The sequence below is a fragment of the Halovenus amylolytica genome (assembly GCA_004015825.1).
GTDB lineage: Archaea > Halobacteriota > Halobacteria > Halobacteriales > Haloarculaceae > Halovenus > Halovenus amylolytica.
Genome location: SAYS01000005.1, coordinates 87,532 through 104,860 on the forward strand (window position 1 = coordinate 87,532; position 17,329 = coordinate 104,860).

The 17,329-nt window shown below is 61.6% G+C and carries 15 protein-coding genes; 4 read left to right on the forward strand and 11 right to left on the reverse strand.

The window, feature by feature from the left end:
• Positions 1-71 precede the first annotated feature (71 nt).
• Complete coding sequence (locus tag EOW68_RS05215) at positions 72-2,639, forward strand: efflux RND transporter permease subunit (protein ID WP_128224237.1); 2,568 nt, start codon at positions 72-74, stop codon at positions 2,637-2,639.
• Here the strand turns inward: EOW68_RS05215 and EOW68_RS05220 are convergent.
• Positions 2,615-2,992, reverse strand: coding sequence for a Zn-ribbon domain-containing OB-fold protein (locus EOW68_RS05220; protein WP_128224103.1), 378 nt, complete (start codon positions 2,990-2,992; stop codon positions 2,615-2,617). The two genes, EOW68_RS05215 and EOW68_RS05220, sit on opposite strands and share 25 nt — an antisense overlap.
• Positions 2,989-4,140 (reverse strand): thiolase family protein, encoded by a 1,152-nt coding sequence (locus EOW68_RS05225; protein WP_128224104.1) that lies wholly within the window; start codon positions 4,138-4,140, stop codon positions 2,989-2,991. The genes EOW68_RS05220 and EOW68_RS05225 overlap by 4 nt, the downstream gene beginning before the upstream one ends.
• Before the next feature lie 188 nt (positions 4,141-4,328).
• Between EOW68_RS05225 and EOW68_RS05230 the strand changes: the two genes are divergently transcribed.
• Positions 4,329-5,471, forward strand: a complete 1,143-nt coding sequence (locus EOW68_RS05230) for an ABC transporter ATP-binding protein (RefSeq protein WP_128224238.1) — start codon at positions 4,329-4,331, stop codon at positions 5,469-5,471.
• A gap of 1 nt (position 5,472) precedes the next feature.
• On the opposite strand, the gene glpB is transcribed toward EOW68_RS05230, so the two are convergent.
• The 4 genes from glpB to EOW68_RS05250 all read right to left on the reverse strand — a co-directional run bounded on the left by glpB (position 5,473) and on the right by EOW68_RS05250 (position 9,914).
• Positions 5,473-6,732 (reverse strand): glycerol-3-phosphate dehydrogenase subunit GlpB, encoded by a 1,260-nt coding sequence (gene glpB, locus EOW68_RS05235; RefSeq protein ID WP_128224105.1) that lies wholly within the window; start codon positions 6,730-6,732, stop codon positions 5,473-5,475.
• Complete coding sequence (locus tag EOW68_RS05240; RefSeq protein ID WP_128224106.1) at positions 6,725-8,527, reverse strand: FAD-dependent oxidoreductase; 1,803 nt, start codon at positions 8,525-8,527, stop codon at positions 6,725-6,727. Before EOW68_RS05240 ends, glpB begins: the two co-directional genes overlap by 8 nt.
• Before the next feature lie 96 nt (positions 8,528-8,623).
• Positions 8,624-9,145: a phosphopantetheine adenylyltransferase gene (locus EOW68_RS05245; protein ID WP_128224107.1), complete on the reverse strand. Its 522-nt coding sequence runs from the start codon at positions 9,143-9,145 to the stop codon at positions 8,624-8,626.
• 91 nt (positions 9,146-9,236) lie between these two features.
• Positions 9,237-9,914, reverse strand: a complete 678-nt coding sequence (locus EOW68_RS05250; RefSeq protein ID WP_128224108.1) for a hypothetical protein — start codon at positions 9,912-9,914, stop codon at positions 9,237-9,239.
• A gap of 455 nt (positions 9,915-10,369) precedes the next feature.
• Here EOW68_RS05250 and EOW68_RS05255 point away from each other — a divergent pair, with 455 nt between their 5' ends.
• Complete coding sequence (locus tag EOW68_RS05255) at positions 10,370-10,666, forward strand: hypothetical protein (protein ID WP_128224109.1); 297 nt, start codon at positions 10,370-10,372, stop codon at positions 10,664-10,666.
• Positions 10,667-10,696: 30 nt separating this feature from the next.
• On the opposite strand, the gene EOW68_RS05260 is transcribed toward EOW68_RS05255, so the two are convergent.
• A complete protein-coding gene (locus tag EOW68_RS05260; protein ID WP_128224110.1) occupies positions 10,697-11,620 on the reverse strand; it encodes a manganese-dependent inorganic pyrophosphatase in 924 nt (307 codons plus the stop codon).
• Positions 11,621-11,739: 119 nt separating this feature from the next.
• Positions 11,740-12,186 carry a hypothetical protein gene (locus tag EOW68_RS05265; RefSeq protein WP_128224111.1) on the reverse strand — a complete coding sequence of 149 codons (447 nt, stop codon included), beginning with the start codon at positions 12,184-12,186 and terminating at the stop codon, positions 11,740-11,742.
• A 172-nt stretch (positions 12,187-12,358) separates the two neighbouring features.
• Here EOW68_RS05265 and EOW68_RS05270 point away from each other — a divergent pair, with 172 nt between their 5' ends.
• On the forward strand, positions 12,359-14,083 hold the full coding sequence (locus tag EOW68_RS05270) for a hypothetical protein (RefSeq protein WP_128224112.1): 1,725 nt from the start codon (positions 12,359-12,361) through the stop codon (positions 14,081-14,083).
• 1 nt (position 14,084) lies between these two features.
• On the opposite strand, the gene EOW68_RS05275 is transcribed toward EOW68_RS05270, so the two are convergent.
• The 3 genes from EOW68_RS05275 to EOW68_RS05285 all read right to left on the reverse strand — a co-directional run bounded on the left by EOW68_RS05275 (position 14,085) and on the right by EOW68_RS05285 (position 17,179).
• Positions 14,085-15,458, reverse strand: coding sequence for a cytochrome P450 (locus EOW68_RS05275; RefSeq protein ID WP_128224113.1), 1,374 nt, complete (start codon positions 15,456-15,458; stop codon positions 14,085-14,087).
• A gap of 90 nt (positions 15,459-15,548) precedes the next feature.
• Positions 15,549-16,736 carry a redox-regulated ATPase YchF gene (locus tag EOW68_RS05280; protein ID WP_128224114.1) on the reverse strand — a complete coding sequence of 396 codons (1,188 nt, stop codon included), beginning with the start codon at positions 16,734-16,736 and terminating at the stop codon, positions 15,549-15,551.
• Between the two features lie 185 nt (positions 16,737-16,921).
• Positions 16,922-17,179 (reverse strand): HalOD1 output domain-containing protein, encoded by a 258-nt coding sequence (locus tag EOW68_RS05285; protein WP_128224115.1) that lies wholly within the window; start codon positions 17,177-17,179, stop codon positions 16,922-16,924.
• Between the last annotated feature and the right edge of the window lie 150 nt (positions 17,180-17,329).

The window sequence follows — 17,329 nt, forward strand, 5'->3', positions numbered from 1 at the left end:
TTATAAAACGGGCGGGTGTAGTGTCAGAGAACACCGGTGAACAGTCGCCGAGTGACTCCAACGAAACAGACATGACTGGATCGATCGCGGGCAGGTATGCGGAGTTGATCGCACACAGGAGCAAGACAGTCATCGCGCTCGTCGTGGTGGTCACGGCGCTGGTCACTGCTGGCGTCGCGGTCACCGAGACAGAAGCGGGTGACGTCGGTCGGTTCGACGTCGATTCGGAGGAGACACGCGCGGCGACGTTCGTTCAGGACAACTACGGTCAACAGGAGGGAGTCTTCTCGCAGATCGTCGTGAGAGAACGTGGCGGTGACGTGCTAACACTCGAATCGATGCAGCAGAGTCTGGCCCTCCAGCAGGAGATACAGAACAGGCCGGAACTGGGGGAGACACTCCAGGGCGAGGGCTTCGTCGGACTCGAAAACGTCGTCGCGACGGCGGCCGTCTTCGAGCGAACTGATGGCCCGCCGCCGACCGAACAGCCATCACTCAAGGAACAGATCGACGCGCTCGATTCCCTCGACGAGACGGAGTTCGAGGCCTTGCTAACACGTGTTCTCGATCCCGAATCGACCGTGCTGGGCGATGGGGACCCCTACCAGTTTCTGCCGAGCAGTTACACGCCGGGAGAGACGACCGCCGAGTCCCGGTTGACGCTTTTGATCCAGACCGACGAGAGTTCGGAGAACGCGGATCCACAGGCTGCGTACGATGCCCAGGTGGCGATCGACGAACTCGTCGAAGAACAGTTCGACGATAGCTTCGTTTTCGGCCAGGGCGTCCGCGACGACGCCTCCTCGCGGGCGACAGGCGACAGTTTCGCCATCATCACTCCGGTTGCGCTGGTACTCATTCTGTTCGTCCTGGGCATCGCCTACCGCGACGTCCTCGATATTCTCCTGGCGTTCGTCGGTATCGTCGGCGTGATGGCCTGGCTGGGCGGCATCATGGGCTGGCTGGCGATTCCGATGAACGTCATTCTCATCGCCGTCCCGTTCTTGCTCATCGGGCTGAGTATCGATTACGCCCTGCATATCGTGATGCGTTACCGGGAGGCACGGAGCGGCCGGCTGGACGAGCCGGGGAGTAGTGGTGCCGAGAGCCCGGCTCGGGCCATTCGTCCGGCGATGGTCGCCGGACTCGGGAGTGTAATTCTCGCGATTGCCGCCGCGACGTTCTCGACGGGGGTCGGATTCTTCTCGAATATCGTGAGCCCGCTGCCGGCCATTCGTGACTTCGCTGTCCTCAGTGCGGGTGGCATCCTCGCGACGTTCGTCATCTTCGGCGTGTTCGTCCCCGCAGCGAAGGTCGAACTGGATTCGCTGATCGAGGAACGGTTCGGACGAAACCGGGCGAAACCGGCCTTCGGTGTCGGCCGCGGCGTCGCCAATCGGTTGCTGTCCAGTGTCGCCGGGCTGGCCTCGCGCTCGCCAGTCGTCGTCATTGTCGTTGCCCTGTTGCTCGCGACGGGCGGTGCCTACGGCGCGACGACGATCGACACCGAGTTCAATCAGGCTGATTTCCTGCCCGAGGATCCCCCGGGCTGGACAGAGCAGCTGCCGGGCCCGCTCGAACCCGGCAGCTATACGATCGCCGACGAGTTCTCCTATTTGAGCAGCAACTTCGGGCTCCAGGGATCCGACGACCGGTCACAGATCCTGATACGTGGGAACGTGACCGACGACGCAGTGTTGCAATCGATCGAAAACGCGACTCGCACAGCAGACGCCCGCTCGATCGCAGTCCGACCCGATGGGCAGGCCGCAATCGAGGGGCCACAGACGGTACTCCGGGAGGTTGCCCGGGAGAACGAAACACTCGCGGGAGCAATTCAGGAGCGAGATACGACGGGGAACGGCCTGCCGGACAGCGACGTCACCGCCGTGTACGATCTTCTCTTCGAGATCGACGATGAGGCCGCCTCGGCGGTACTGAGTCGCGAAGACGGCGAGGTAACGTCGGCACGGTTGCTCGTCGGTCTCAGAAGCGAGGAGTCTGCCCAGCAGATCGCTGCAGACACGCGAGCGGTCGCAACCAGTATCGAGGCGGGCGCACCGGGTGTTCGGGCTGTCGCGACTGGCGCTCCCGTCACGGAGGCAGTGCTCCAGGACGCACTGCTCGAAAACCTGATCCAAGCCTTCGCGATCACGCTCGTCGTGATTTTACTATTCCTGATCCTCCTGTTCTGGCGACAGTACGGACAACCGTCGCTGGGGGTGGTGGTCCTCGCACCGGTGGTCATCGCGCTGACCTGGCTGCTCGGTGCGATGGCGGTTCTCGGCATTCCGTTCAACAGCGAGACCGCAGTCATCACCAGCCTGGCAATCGGTCTGGGGGTGGACTACAGTATCCACGCTGGCGAGCGATATATCGCCGAACGCGAACGCCAGGATTCGCTGGAAGACGCACTGGAGGCGTCGGTGACCGGGACGGGCGGGGCACTCCTCGCGAGCGCAGGGACGACAGCCGCCGGGTTCGGCGTGCTCGCACTCGCGCTTTCGCCCCCACTCCAGCGGTTCGGCCTGGTGACTGGATCGGCGATCGTACTGGCCTTTTTCGCCAGCGTGACGCTGTTACCCTGTCTGCTCGTGGTCCATGAACGGCTCACTCACTCGATCGGTCCGAACCGGTAACCGTCCCAGGACTGGCGGTCGGTCGCACGGAAACTCGCATCCGGATCGCGCAACTGCTCGACGTACACCGGTCGGACAGTATCGCCAACGTCGACGTCCTGTGTGGTCGAGCCGATCGCCCGGACCGTTCGATCGTCGACAGCGAACTCGACGACCGCGAGTGTGTTCGGCTCGCGGACTCCAGTCGGCGAGGCAGAAACTGTCGTCCACGTCAGCACTTCCCCCTCCCGGTCCGAGAGATCGACGGTTCCAGTCTGGGGCTCTCCACACTCCGGACACCGAGTGTGGGCGGGATAGGTGAGGTGTCCGTTTTCGCATTCGTGGGCCTCGAAGGCGGTCGGTTGCCCGGTCATCGGTCTGCCTCCAGAATCGCGGTCGTGACACAGTTCCCGAAGCCGCCGACGTTGCAGGTCAGCCCGCGCTCTGCGCTGACCTGTCGCTGTCCGGCCTCGCCGAGCAACTGTCTGTAGATCTCGACGGCCTGTGCGACTCCCGTTGCACCCAGCGGGTGGCCCCGGGCCTTCAGTCCTCCAGAGGTGTTGACTGGCAGTTCACCTGACGGTGCTGTCCGGCCCTCCGGAGCCCACTGCCACCCCTTCCCACGGTCGGCGAAGCCCAGCGCCTCCAGCTGGAGTGGTTCGAGCAGCGTGACCATGTCGTGTAACTCGGCGATATCGATATCGGCTGGCTCGCAGTCGGCCATCTCGAAGGCCTGCTTGCCACTCTCCGCGACTGCACCCATCCAGGTCGGCTCCTCACGTTCGTGGACGACGTGGGTATCGGACGCACCGGCGACGCCCGACAGCCGGACGAACTCGTCGGTGTACTCCTCAGCGACGGGGACCGGACAGAACAGAAGCGCCGCGCTGCCGTCGGTCACTGGACAGTAGTCGTAGAGTCGGAGTGGGTCGGCGACAACCGGACTCGAAAGGACATCTTCGGTGTCAATTTCCTTGTGAAACTGTGCGTCGGGGTTGTCCAGAGCGTTCCCGTGATTTTTGACTGCCACCTCGGCGAGACTCTCGCGGGGTACGTCGAACCGATCCAGATACCGGCGGGCAGTCAGCCCCGCAAAAGAAGGGAGGGTTACTCCGTGGCTGTATTCGACGGGGTGCGTGAGCGAGGCGATGATATCCGAGGAGTCGCCCGTACTGCGGTGGGTCATCTTCTCGCCGCCGACCAGCAGCGTCATCTCGCTCGCACCGGAGGCGATCGACTGCCAGGCGGCGTACAGCCCGGCCCCACCCGAGGCGGAGGTCTGGCCGACACGCTGTGTGTAGGCCGGCGTGACGCCGATATCTGCTGCGAGCGCGTTCATCACGCCGGTCGTCCCCTCGAACTCCCCACTCGCCATATTCGAGACGTAGAGGTGATCGACCGTCTCGGTCGAGATTCCGGCGTCGGCGAGACAGTCGACTGTGGCCGTCGCGAGCAGGTCGTCGAGCCAGGCCGACCGCTGCCCGAACGGTGTCATCGCCGCCCCGATCACTGCAACATCCATACGAAACTCCTCGCGGGCCGGGATTGTGTCGGTTTCGGTCGTGTGAGTCCAGCAACAACTCCGCCAGCGCAGAAGCGATAGATATTTTTGGCTTGCCTAAAAAGATAACTGTAGAAAATGTTCGTCTCGACTGCAGTTTCTGATTCGCGTGCCTGTATCGCAGGGGGGGAGCCACTCTACGCATGACGATGTCACAATCCGAGCTACAGTCACGAATCGAGACAGAGGAAACGGAGAGAGCCTGGTCGGGAGAACAGCGCTCAAAGACCGGTGAAACGGTTCTGGAGATCGACGAGTTGACCCGGGAGTACGGACCGGAGACCGCGGTCGACTCCTTTTCGCTCTCGGTTCAGGAGGGAGAGCTGTTGACACTGCTCGGCCCATCGGGCTGTGGAAAGACGACCATGCTCCGGATGATCGCTGGCCTGGAACAGCCGACCGACGGCACGATCACGATCGCCGGCGAGTCGGTCTCCGATAGCCAGGCATCCACGGCCCCCGAAAACCGGGACGTCGGGCTCGTATTCCAGGATTTTGCGCTGTTCCCCCATCTCACGGTTGCCGAGAACATCACCTTCGGGATCAGGGAGTGGGAGACGGACCGGAAAGAACGTCGGCTCGACGAACTGCTCGCGCTCGTCGGGCTGGAAGACCATCGGGACAAACCGCCCGAGGAACTCTCCGGTGGCCAGCAACAGCGGGTCGCGCTCGCCCGGTCGCTCGCCCCCGAGCCGGATATTCTCCTGCTCGACGAGCCCTTTTCGAATCTGGACGTTCGGCTGCGCATCGAGATGCGCGAGGAGATCCGGCGGATTCTCAAGGCAGCAGGCGTGACGGCAATCTCGGTCACCCACGACCAGGAAGAAGCGCTGTCGATCTCGGACCGTGTCGCGATCATGAACGACGGCAAACTCGAACAGGTCGGCCAGCCAGAGGTCGTCTTCGAGAACCCCGAGTCACGCTTCGTCGCGAGTTTCCTCGGCCGGGCGAGTTTCCTCACCGGCCGTGTCCGCGGTGACACCGTCGAAACGAAGCTGGGACAGCTCGGCACCGATCAGCTCAACGGGCCAGTGGCAGCCTACGACGGCGCACAGATCGATCTGCTCGTCCGCCCGGACGATCTGGAAGCGGTCCCGACGAAGGAGGCGACGGCCGACGGCCACGTCGCCCACCGACAGTACAACGGCCCGAACTTCGTCTACCGTGTGAAACTGACCAACGGCACGACAGTCCGATGTCTCCACAACCACGTCGAGACGTTCGAACACGACCAGCCCGTCGCCGTCAATATTTCTGCCGATCACGAACTCGCGTGGTATCCGACCGAGTGAGTCAGACCTGCTCGATAGCCCGCTGACCGGCCTCGTACCCCGTGAGGATAGCAACGCCATCTGTCGACTGTTCTGCGATCACGTTCGTCGTTTCGAGGAGCTGTCCCGCCGCGTACAGGTTCGAGTACACTGGCCCGCTGCTCCCGGCTGGCTGGAGCTGATCGTCGGTCTCGACGCCGACACGGACTGCGTCGTGGTCGCCGAGAAACTCCGCTGCCGTCCAGTCCTGACGACTCGACGGCGCCTGCACCGGACAGTCGAACAGTGGTTCGGTGATCTCACTTCGATTACTGACGAGGCCACCCGACTGGAGACCACCAGTCGCCAGTACGAACGCAGATGCTTCGAAGGACTCCACTGCCGTCCGGATTGTATCGATCTGCCCATCGGCGGTTTCGGCTCCCGCGAGCGAGACGTCACGTTCGATCGAGACGCCGGCCGCTTCGAGCGCAGCATCGAGTCGGGCTTCGAGTCGCCGGCCCGGAATACTCGGGGCGCCGACCGGGATCTCGAACAGCCGAACCCCCAGTGTCGCTTCGAGTTCCGTCCGGATCGCTTCGGCACTCTGTTCACCCAGGACTGCCGGGACGCCGATCCGTGGTTCGACGTCCAACACTGATCGGAGCGCATCGGCGAGGGAGTCGCGGTACATCTCCTCGCCCGACTCCAGCGACTTGGCGAAGGCGGGAGCGGCCGGCACCGAATCGACTGGCACTGCGGTCGTGATCGACGAATCAGTCACGTCGTAGGGGAGCAGCTCGGTCAACCGGTCGGCAGCCAGTTGTGCGTCGAGGTCCGGAAGGCGGTCGAACCCCACGAGCCGTATCGGCTGACCAGTACTGACGATGCCCGCTGCGATACTCTCCGGATAGCGCGAGGCCGGCTTCGTCGTCCCGACAGCAGTCGGGAAGAGCGCGTTCTGGTCGGTGTGGTCGCCAGCGTAGCTCTCGCCAGTCGCGTCGTCGAAAACCGCGAGCGCTTCCTCGATGCGATCCGGGCCGAGGTTCGCATACCAGTGGTCGGCCGGAAGCTGCTCGATTGCCGACAGCGGCTCCGAGAATGGCTCGTCGCCCTCCGGCAGATAGCCGAGCACGTCGATCAGACCCGAATGTGCCCGAAACTGGTCGTCCGACGGGCAAAGCAGGCGAACCGATGCCGATCGGTCCTGCCGAGCAGCGGCGAGAGCTGCTGTGTAGCCCGCCAGACCGCCGCCGACGACGACGAGGTCGTCCGAGCGTTCATTTTTTGAGTCCTCAGTCATGGACGACCGCCTCACACATCGTCGGTCGCTCACGTTCGTCCGGTTCGGGGCCAGCGTCGAACGCGTCCAGATCGATCTCTTCGTCGGGCGGTGATCGGCGGTTCAGCACAGCCGCGTGGTAGTCGTAATCGTCGAGTGCGGCCGCGAGCTGGGTTCCCCAGAGAGTCCCACGCCGGCCCTGCCAGCGACTCGCGAGCAGATACTGGAGTGATTCCTCGACTGTCTCGACGTCGTGGTCGGGATAGAGCTGGCTGGCGATCCGGTGGCCACAGCGGCCACCCTGACACGCACCCATCGTCGCCCCCGTTCTGATCCGAACGTCCGTGAGATCTGTGCCACGTACGTCGTCGCTTTCCAGCGCTGCTTCGACGGCACTCCTGGTGACTGACCGAGTTTCACAGAGCACCGGATCGTGCGTCGCGTCCCCTGCAGCGGCTTCCGCCGCCGAGCTTGCCGTGTCGACCATCGACCTGCCGCCGCTGGCGCCCGAATTCGGGGTCGGGTCGGGGAGAGGTATCTCGTCAGTCTGACAGTCGCGATCGATTCCGAACTCCCGGCAGACGCGGTTGACGACCTGTTTGGCCACCAGTCGATGCGTCGTCAGGGTGCCGCCGATCACGCTGAGCATCCCCCACTGGTCGTCGTATTTCTCGTGGTCGATCATCGTCGCACCGGGCCCGTAGGGATGATCCTTGCTGCTTCTGTGCTGGGTCCACACTCCCGAGTAGGAGCGAAGCACTGTCGCGTCTTCGAGATTCTCGACTGGCATCTCGTCGATCGCCTGCTCGACTGCGTCGTCGCCACCCGTGATCGGTCCGAGCACCGCGTTGCCCCAGAACTGTGAGAGGGAGAGCGGAAGCTCCGGATCGTACTGCGTGTACGTGTGTGCAGGCTCCTCGTCGAGAACGAGCATCCGACCACGGGTCCGCGACAGCGGGAGTGTGATTCCTGCTTTCGCTGCGATTCGATCCGCCCACGCGCCCGTCGCGTTGACCACAAAATCGGCGTCGATATCCTCGCTTTCCCCGGACTCTGCGGAATCGTCTTCGGTCACCCCGGTGAAACTCCGCTGGACTGCACCGGGCATCCCCTCGCGGCCCGATCCATCGTCCTCGTCTGTGTCGACTTCCGATCCGGTTTCCTCCGCCGGCTGCTCGTCCGCCGCGGTCTCCCCGTCAGGGCCGGCGCTGGGATCTACCTCGACACCGGTGGTCGGTGCAGGGTGGGAGTCGGTCGTGGGTTCGTACTCGACTGTGACACCGGCGATGCGGCCGTCTTCGAACGTGATATCTTCGACAGTAGCGCCGGTCTCGATCTCCGCGCCGAACTCACGCGCACCTGCAGCGTTCGACAGTGTCAGTTTGAACGGATCGACGGCAGCTTCCGGGACACGGATCGCCTGTGTGACGCTTCCGTCCAGTTCCGTCGCGTCGATCTCCGATCCGGAGAGTTCCTGGAAGGGGATCGAACACGCCTCGCAGGCGGCCATGTAGTCGCCGAACTGGTCGTCACTGTCGGGTTGTTCGGTGATGACGGTCGCTGTGCTCCGGACGCAGTGGTCGGCAATCTCGCGGAGAAGTTGGCTTTCGGCCTGACAGCGCCGCGCACCGGCCTTGTCGGTGGCCGCGAACCGGGCGCCGCTGTACAGCATCCCGTGCATCCGTCCGGTCGTGCCCTCGGTCAGCGTGCCCTGCTCGACGAGTGTGACCTCCAGCCCGCGGATCGCGAAATCACGGGCGATCGCGGTTCCGAGCACGCCGCCGCCGACGATCAGAACGTGTGGCGTATACCCCATTCAATCGGTCGTGTCTGCGGGGCGCGGACACTTATACTGTCTGGAAAATCGCCGGGCGAAGTCGGCGACAGAGTAGTCTTCGACGAAAACAGTCGTTCAAGAGTCGAGCAGCCGACCGTTCGGATCGATCTCGCCGTTCCGGATACGCGTGCTACTGATGCGTTTCCCGTCCTCCGCGACCACGAAGGGTGCAGTGTGGATCTCGAGTCGGTCCAGCCCACGGTCGATTCGCTCGCCGTTGAGCTTGTTTGCGCGTCGCTGGGCTTTCGCTTCCGGAGAGACGACGAGCGCGTCGGCGTTGACTTTCGTCAGTGCTGGTCCGTAGGTGTCCTCCAGTCTGATGATCTCGTAGGATGCCGTGTAGGGTTCGCTCAACTCGTCGAGTTCACTCTCCAGCGTTGTCCGCCGATCGTGATAGGCATCGAGTGGTGACTCTTTCCCCTCGACATCGCGGGTTTTTGTGGCGAGTTCGGGAGACGTGAGCCCGACAATTACGTGGCCGTCCCCCGGGCCGTCGTGTGTCGCAGTCTGAAACGCCTTGTGCAGTAGGGCCCGGTGACCGTTGTGAATCGGTGTGAATGTGCCGCCCAGAATTGCAGTCCGTTGGCTCCCTGTCACAGATCCGTGTAGACTGTTCGAACACCTATACGTACTGGTATCGATCTACAAACAGTCACAGAGTCGTGAGTATCGGGTCGCCGCTGTCGAATCAGGCCTCCGACAAGAACTGGTAGCCGGTTCCATCTGCAGCGATCTCGTCGAGGTCGGCTAGCAACTCCACGTACCGGCGGCCATCCTCGACTGACGTGTCGAGTGCGAGATCGTCCCAGCTACCCATACTGAAAAGCAGTTCATTTCGTCTGGTCCGGAGATCCTCCATATCTGCAACGAGGTCGTCGTCGATGTCGGTACAGCGCAACAGGAGCTGTTCGCGGTCGGACTGTGAAAGGGTGAGCATCCACTCCGAGGTGCCGACCTCGTCACGGTGTGCGGGAACGACGAGTTCCTCGTAGAGAATCTGTATGGTGTACCCCTCGACGAGCAGTTGCGAGAGGTTGTGCAGCCAGACCTGGTAGGTGCCAAGCAGCATAGCGACGACTCTATCTGGCGGATCCGACGTGAATCCCGACAGCGCCTGTTGCCAGCTCTCCGGTATCGATCCCGAGAACAGTTGCTCGTCCAGGGCTTCGATGCTCCTGTAGAGCTGTGTTACCGCCCGTTTCGTGCCGGCTTCGGGGGTCATCTCTGCCCCCGACATCCCCTGGACCGGCAGCGGCGTCATCGGCCAGCCGAACCGCCCGAAGCCGCTCGGATCGAATGGATTCCCGGAGCTATCGAACCCCTGCAGTGTTCGTCGAAAAAGCTCGTACGGATCTCCGTCAGCCATAGCTAGTGTATGTCTCTCGTGCACATCAGTGTGTTCCCGGAGCGGCACGAAGCGTTCAAGCACCCAGATACGGTACTAGCAGATGCGTGCCCTAGTCCCCGCGCGAGCGAACCCGCTTGGGTGCGATGACACCGCGGTGAACCCGGGCATGCGACATACGTCTGACCACGTTACGGTCATCAGTCAGCCTAGCGGCTGACCGCCTCGACGGCTATCGCCGTCTCGGCAAAGTTGGCCTTCGGCCAACCGCCCGACACGAGGGTTAGCCGGCTGACCAAGGCACGACGCCGGGAATGATGCCGGTCGTTAGTGTTTCGGGCGACACCCCATTCATCTCGTCACGCAGACCACATGCTCCGTATCTGCGAAGTCGCCGTCGACGGTGATTCGCTTTACGTCGACGTCGGAGGCCGAGGTCACGGGCCTTTTTATCCGTCTGTCACGAGTCTCGTGCCATGACCGACGACCCGGAATCCAATCTGGCAGAGTGGAAAGAGACGATGCAGGAAGAACACGAGGAGGCCATCAGGAATCCGGATCCCGACGCCGACCACGAAATCGAAGGGGTCACGCAGGTCAACTACAGGGTGTACTTCGAGTACGACCCCGGCACCGACTCGCTGGAGCGCACTCGCCGCGAGCAGGTCGACGAACTCACCGATCCGGAACTGCTCGGGTGTCGCTGCGGTGTGCGTGGGATGACTCCCGAAGAGGCGACCGAACACCTCCGTGTTGCCCGCGAGAAGAGGTGAACTCCCCGAACAGCGGAAACCTGTGAAACGTCAGCGAAGTGCTTCTTCGAGCTTCGGGACGACCTGTTTCTTCCGGGACATCACACCGGGCAGGAATGCCTCTCGATCCTCGAACGTGGTATCCAGCGCCTCGGCCACCGTTTCGGTGTGATCGCCGGCGACGAAAACACTCGAGTCCTCTTCGAGGAGGTCGGTCACGAGCATCACGAACACGTCGTAGGATCGTTCGTCGAGGACTTCGTCCATCGCGTCGATCACGCTATCGCGCTGGTCCAGAACGACGTCCGGGCTGACCGTCTCGACCTGTCCGATCCCGACGAGCGTGTCCCCAAACTCGAATTCCTTGAAGTCGCCGAGTACCATCTCCCGCGGGCTCTTTTCTCCGAGTTTGCTCTTCTGGGTGAGAAGTGTTCTCCCGTACTCTTCGTAGTCGACGTCGGCGATATCGGCCAGTCGCTCGGCGACAACTCGATCCCTGTCGGTGGTCGTCGGTGATCGCAAGACGACTGTATCACTAAGCAGGCCACTAATCATGAGTCCGGCAGTCTGGCTGTCGATCTCCTCGCCGGCTTCGTCGAACAGTCCCGTGAGCACTGTGGCTGTCGAGCCGACTGGTTCGTTCCGGAAGCGGATGGGGTTACTCGTCGTGACGTCGCCGATCCGGTGGTGATCGACAACTTCGACGACAGCCGCCTCCCTGGCGCCGTCGACTGTCTGACTGTGCTCGTTGTGATCGACCAAAATTAGCTCTTCGTCGGTCGCATCCGCCAGCAGGGAGGGAGGTGCGACGTCCCAGTGATCGAGGACGAACTCTGTCTCCGGGTTGAGCTCGCCCGCGCGAGCAGGCACCGCGTCGACTCCCTGTCGCTGTTTCAGGCGTGCGTGTGCGAGCGCCGACGTAATCGCGTCTGTGTCCGGCTGTTGATGGCCGATGACGTGAATCGACTGTGACATAGGTTCACTAGCGTCCTACAGTGGGATGCCTAATATAATAGTGCCGAGTGTTCGGGTATTTGCCGTGTGTGCACAGTAACACACTGTAGTACAGTCCTGTTATGCCAGAGAGAGGAGCATTATCTCGGCTCGTAAACCGTTATTTTCCCGCCGGCTCGGAGTTCTTCGACCTCCGCGATTCGGTCGTCTTCGAGCAGTTCGGTTAGTAACTCCTGGGCCTCGAACACCTCGAAGGGGCAATCCCGGATACATTTCGATTTCGACGGATTTCTGCCCTCTTTTTCGGCGTAGCTCTCGATCCAGTCGTACAGTTCGTCGGTATCGTCTGTGACACTGTCGGCAGGATCCGGGTCGACCGAAGAGGCCGTTCGTTCGATCGTTTCGACATCCGTACCACAGCGATTACAGATGAAGGTGACAGCGACTTCGGTCTGTGACTCCGCCGTCGTCACTGCCACACTGGTGTTGTACCCGTCAGCAGCAGTACAACTCGGGCACTCCTCGGCCGCAGGTTCGAACGCAAACGAGTGGTCGTTGACTGTCAGCTGAACGTCTCCGGAAACCATGGTAGATGTATCGCATCGGTCGTGCTATTTAGTAGCTCCGACAATGCAGGGCGAACCTGGCCGGATAAATGAGTTCATCATATTCCAGTTTTATTTTAGTTAGATATGTTCTACTGTAAATAATCCGAATAGTATGCAAAACTTAAAACAGTGACGCGCGAATTGTGCTACCATGTCGAGAACGTCAGAGGACAGTGTAGATCGTCGGCTGGTCGAGGTTGCGGAAAAACTCCAGGTCGCCAACGATACACTACAGATTACACAGGTACGGTTGAATCAGCTAAGCAACGAGCCGGATGTCGACGAGGACAATCTCGACGGCGTCGCCGCGACAGCGCTGGCACTCTCCTGTCGTGAGGACGGACTCCCCGTCAGCGAACACGACATCGAGAAAGCGTGGTCGGAGACGCTCGATTCCGCGGACAACGAGGTCACTATCTCCCACCAGCAACTCGAAGCTGTCGGCAGCTATCTCGATATCGACGAAGTACCGCCACACCCAAACGCCCTCGTCAAAGGGTTCGGTGAGGCTGTCGAGATGCCGGAGAACATGATCAACGTCGCCCATCGGCTGCTGTACGACTGCTTCGAGATGAACCCGTCCGTCATCGCGAGCGGGACGTCGCCGGCAGCAACTGCGGGCGCAGTCCTCTCACTTGCGGCCTCGGTAAACGACAGGGAGCAGAGTTACGGACAGGACGCACTCGGGAAGGTCTCCGGGACCAACGAGGTAACGATCCGGAACCGTCGAGAGGTGCTCGAAGACCTCCTCGGAGAGGACCGCCTGCAGGACGACCGGTATCGCGTCGGACCAGATGCGCCCGCGACGGACACGACGGAGCAGTCGACAGCTGCCGACGGTGCCGGCACGACAGAGCCACCAACCGAGCAGACTGGTTCGAGGACGGAAACAGCGGAGTCAGGCGAGGAGTCACAGGGGACAGCAGAAACGGAAGGAAGCGAGTTCCTCGAAACGGTCAGGTCGATGTATCCGGACGAACTCCCGACGACAGAGAGCGTCGCCGAAGCCCACGACGCCAGTACAGACGCCGTCAGCGCAGCACTTGCCGAGCTGTCGACCAGCGGGACGATCCAGCAAAAACGCGCCGGATCGGTCACGGTCTGGGTTCCAGCCGAACAGGACGCCGTCGAAGCCGACCTGACTGTCGACGCCGTCGAGACGGAGGTCGACGCGCTCGTCGAAGACCTCGACATCGGCGCCTCGACCCGACTGCTCGCACGCGGGATGGTAAGTGATGCAGTCGACAACGTAGGTGTCGAGGATGCCGCCGAACTGGCCGGTGCAGTGATCGTCGCGGCGGCACGGATGGAAGATCTCGACACAGATACGGTCGAGGTCGCCGAACTACGGGAGTTCGAACCACGTGTCATCACGCAGCGGCTCGACACCTTGGAAGAGACAGTCGACGTCGAGATCCCACGCCGTGATGCAGACGAGATCATCGGCGAAGTTGCCGACGAACTCGGACTCTCGGAGGCCCTTCGGGAGGAGAGTCTCACCTCGCTGGAGCGATACGATGGGGACGAAGAGTACACGCCTGCCGAACTCGGTGCTGGCGCGGTCATGTTCGCCGCCACGGTCAATGCAACAGAACTCGACGTCGGTGCGGTCTCAGCTATCAGCGGTGCAGATCCAGATCACATCACCGATGCGATGAACAGCGTGGTCGTCTCACTGTGTCTGGGACTCGTCCGCGGCGATATCGCGTACGAGGACTGTTCGTGGACGACAGAGCTGCTCGAATCCGAACTGTCACCCGAGATCGGTGACTCCTACACCGGACGTGTCATCGCACTTACGAAGACCTACACTGCTGGTCGAGAAGCACGGTACGTCGACGACGGGACGCTCGACATCGTTCTCGGCGAGGAGTAGTCTAGCTATCTAATTTTTCGCCGTCCCGGGATTCGATCTGCATGTCGATCGGATCGATCGGCCGGGTCGTGATACTAACGGCGAGATCGACCGCTGGATCTGACTGCAACCGGAGACGGTACCGGTGTGCGAGCGTGGCGAGAATGAGTTTCGCCTCGACCATCGCGAACTGCTGGCCGATACACCGTCGGGGACCACCACCGAACGGGAAGTACGCGAACTGTGGGCGATCACGCTCTGTTGCGAACCGTTCCGGACAGAACCGTTCGGGCTCGTCCCAGAACCGGTCGTCACGGTGGATCGTCCACTGTGAGGGTGCAATCGTCACACCCTCCGGGATGGCGTAGCCGCCGAGTTCGACCGGTTCCGTCGTTTCCCGAGGAATCTGTGGGACCGGTGGATAGAGCCGCATCGACTCCTCGATGACCTGTTCCGTGTATTCGAGGTCGGAGAGATCGTCGAAGGTTGCCGGGCCACCGTCGAGAACGTCGTCGACTTCTGCGTGGAGTTTCTGTTCGACCTCTGGATGCTGGGAAAGGAGATACCAGGTGAACGTAAGCGCGGTCGCCGTCGTCTCGTGGCCAGCGAACAGAAACGTCATTAGCTCGTCCCGGATGAGTTTCTCAGACATGCCGTCGCCGTCCTCGTCGGTACTCGTGAGTAACCGCGAGAGCAGGTCGTCGTGTTGCTCGGCCTCACCACGGCGGGCCTCGACGAACGTCTCGATGACTGACTCCATCTCACGGATCCCCTGCTTGTACCGACGCCACATCGGAATCGGGACCCATTTCGGAACCATCCGGGCGATGGGCTGTTTTCTCGGCTGCCCTGGCTCCTGTAACCCCTTGACGGTCTCGCGGATCTGCTGGCCCTCGTAGTCGATATCGCTGCCGAAGATAGATTCGACGAGAATCCGCAGTGTCAGTGCCTTCATCTCGTCTTCGATGTTGACGGTCGGTTCGCCGGTCCACTCGCCGGCCGACTGTTCGACGGCCGAGACCATCGTCTCGGTGTAGTCTGCGATCTGATCCATGTAGAAAACCGGCTGGATCCGCTGGCGCTGGCGTTCCCAGAGCGCACCCTCGCTCAGGACGAGTCCCTGGCCCAGAAGATCCCCGAGATCCTCTTTCGACTGTGCAGCCTTGGCGAATCGCTCCCGATCAGTCAGGATTTCTTCCACGAGATCGGGGTGGTTGACCTGGTAGAGAGTTCCGAACCCGAGCAGTCGGAGCCGAACGATATCACCGTCTTCCGCGGCCGCTTCGAACAGCCCACCCTGTTTCCTGACGAGCTGGTAGGTGTTTCCGATTATCGGATGCCCATCGTGGGACGGCGGCTCCGCTGCGTATTCCGGTGGTGTCTCCATCTCGGACATACCCGTCAGTTCTCAACTCGCGAAAATAAGTATTGAGTGCCAGTTGCAGGGACTGAAACGAGCGGTCGTCGCGGTCGCCGTCCCGGCAGATTACTGATTTGTCGAGATCACTTCGACGACTGCACGGTCGTCGAGCACCGTGTCGGCACCGACCTGTCGGTCGCTCCGGCAGTCGATCCCGTGGAGAAAGCCCTCACCGATGTCGGAGTGGAGCTGATAGGCGAACTCCTCGGCTGTCGCACCCTCGGGAAGCAAGAAGCAGTCGCGGAAGGGGCCCTTCGACCAGGTGCCCGAGGCCGAACCAGGGAAGACGGCCTTCAGCCCCAGCACGTCGAAAACGGCCGCTTCGAGTGCCTGCTGGACGCCAGTGCCGTCGAACTCGCCGACGAACTCCCGGATCTGTTCGAGCCCGGCTTCCTTCTCTGCGGGGAGATCGGCTGTTATCTCGAAGGAACTCTCGCCCGGCGTGTACTCGATGACGTCCTGTTCGGCACCGTTTTTGAGTGCTTTCTCCGCGTGGGCTGAGACGGGGACGAAGGTGAGATGCTCGTAGGCTGGATCAGTCGCGATCTCCTCCCAGTTGTCCTGTGCAGCGGCGGTATCCATCTTGTTGGCCGCGATGACCATCGGTTTCGTCCGCTTGCGAACGTCGCGAGCGAGTCGTTCATTCTCATCGTCGTCCCAGGAGAGCGGCGCGACGTCGAGGTCGGCGGCCAGGATGACCTGCTTGATCTCGGCCGGCGAGATTCCAAAGGCAGAGAGCTGTTCGGCGAGAATATCCTCCGGATCGGGATCCGAGAGCTGTTTGCTCTCGAATCGCTGGACCCCCTTTTCGAGGATATCGAGATACCACGCGTCGAGTTCTTCTTCGAGGAAGTCGATATCCGCTCGCGGATCGTGACCCTCCGTCTGTTCACCTTCGATATCTGTCTTGCCGGAGAAATCGACGACGTGGACGAGGACGTCGGTCTCGTTGAGATCGGTGAGAAACTGATTGCCGAGGCCACGGCCCTCGTGTGCACCCGGAACCAGTCCGGCGATATCCACGAGTTTGACCGGCACGAAGCGGGTGCCATTCTGACACATCCCGACGGAGGGCTGGCAGGATTCGTCGAACTCCGGGGCTGCACACGGTGTCCGGACGTAGGCTTCCCCGATGCTCGGGTCGATCGTGGTAAACGGGTAGGCACCTTCGGGAACGTCGTTCATCGTCGCTGCGTTGAACAGTGTCGACTTGCCAACCGATGGCTTGCCGACGAGGCCGATCCGATAACTCATTGTCGGGAGAATGGGCCTGGCACTGAAAGCGATTTCTACCGCAGCACGCGTGTGTGGTGTGTTTTCAGGGGACTGGTTCGTGGCTGTATCGGCTGGGACAGTTCGTCGAGAATAGTGTCATTTATCATCAGAGATTCACCACGGCAGCAGCCACTCCCACGTTGGTTGACCCAATCGAGTCGTGCTTATGCACTGACCAGCCCGGGACAACTCGCCCGCACCTCGCCGCCATCAGTGACGGTGACATAACAGCCCTCGATACGAAACGAGACCGATAGCTCGATCGAATCGTTGCCGCTAGATTGTGCTGCGAGCCGACTCAGTGCCTGTGTATCGATCACGTCTCCAATGCGTTCGTTGATCTCATCCCGTTCGATATCCCGTTCCTCGGCGATTGCGGTGACGATATTCCAGCACAGGGTTTCCGCGTTGTTGTCTGCCATCATCCTGTTTGTACAGTACAGCTATACTGGCATGGCCGTTACCAGAACGCCAGTAGTATGTCAACGAATCGTATACAACATGTATAGAATGACCCGGTCGTGACTGCAGACACACGACGCTAACCGGCGAGAGTACAGCAGGTCCGAAAG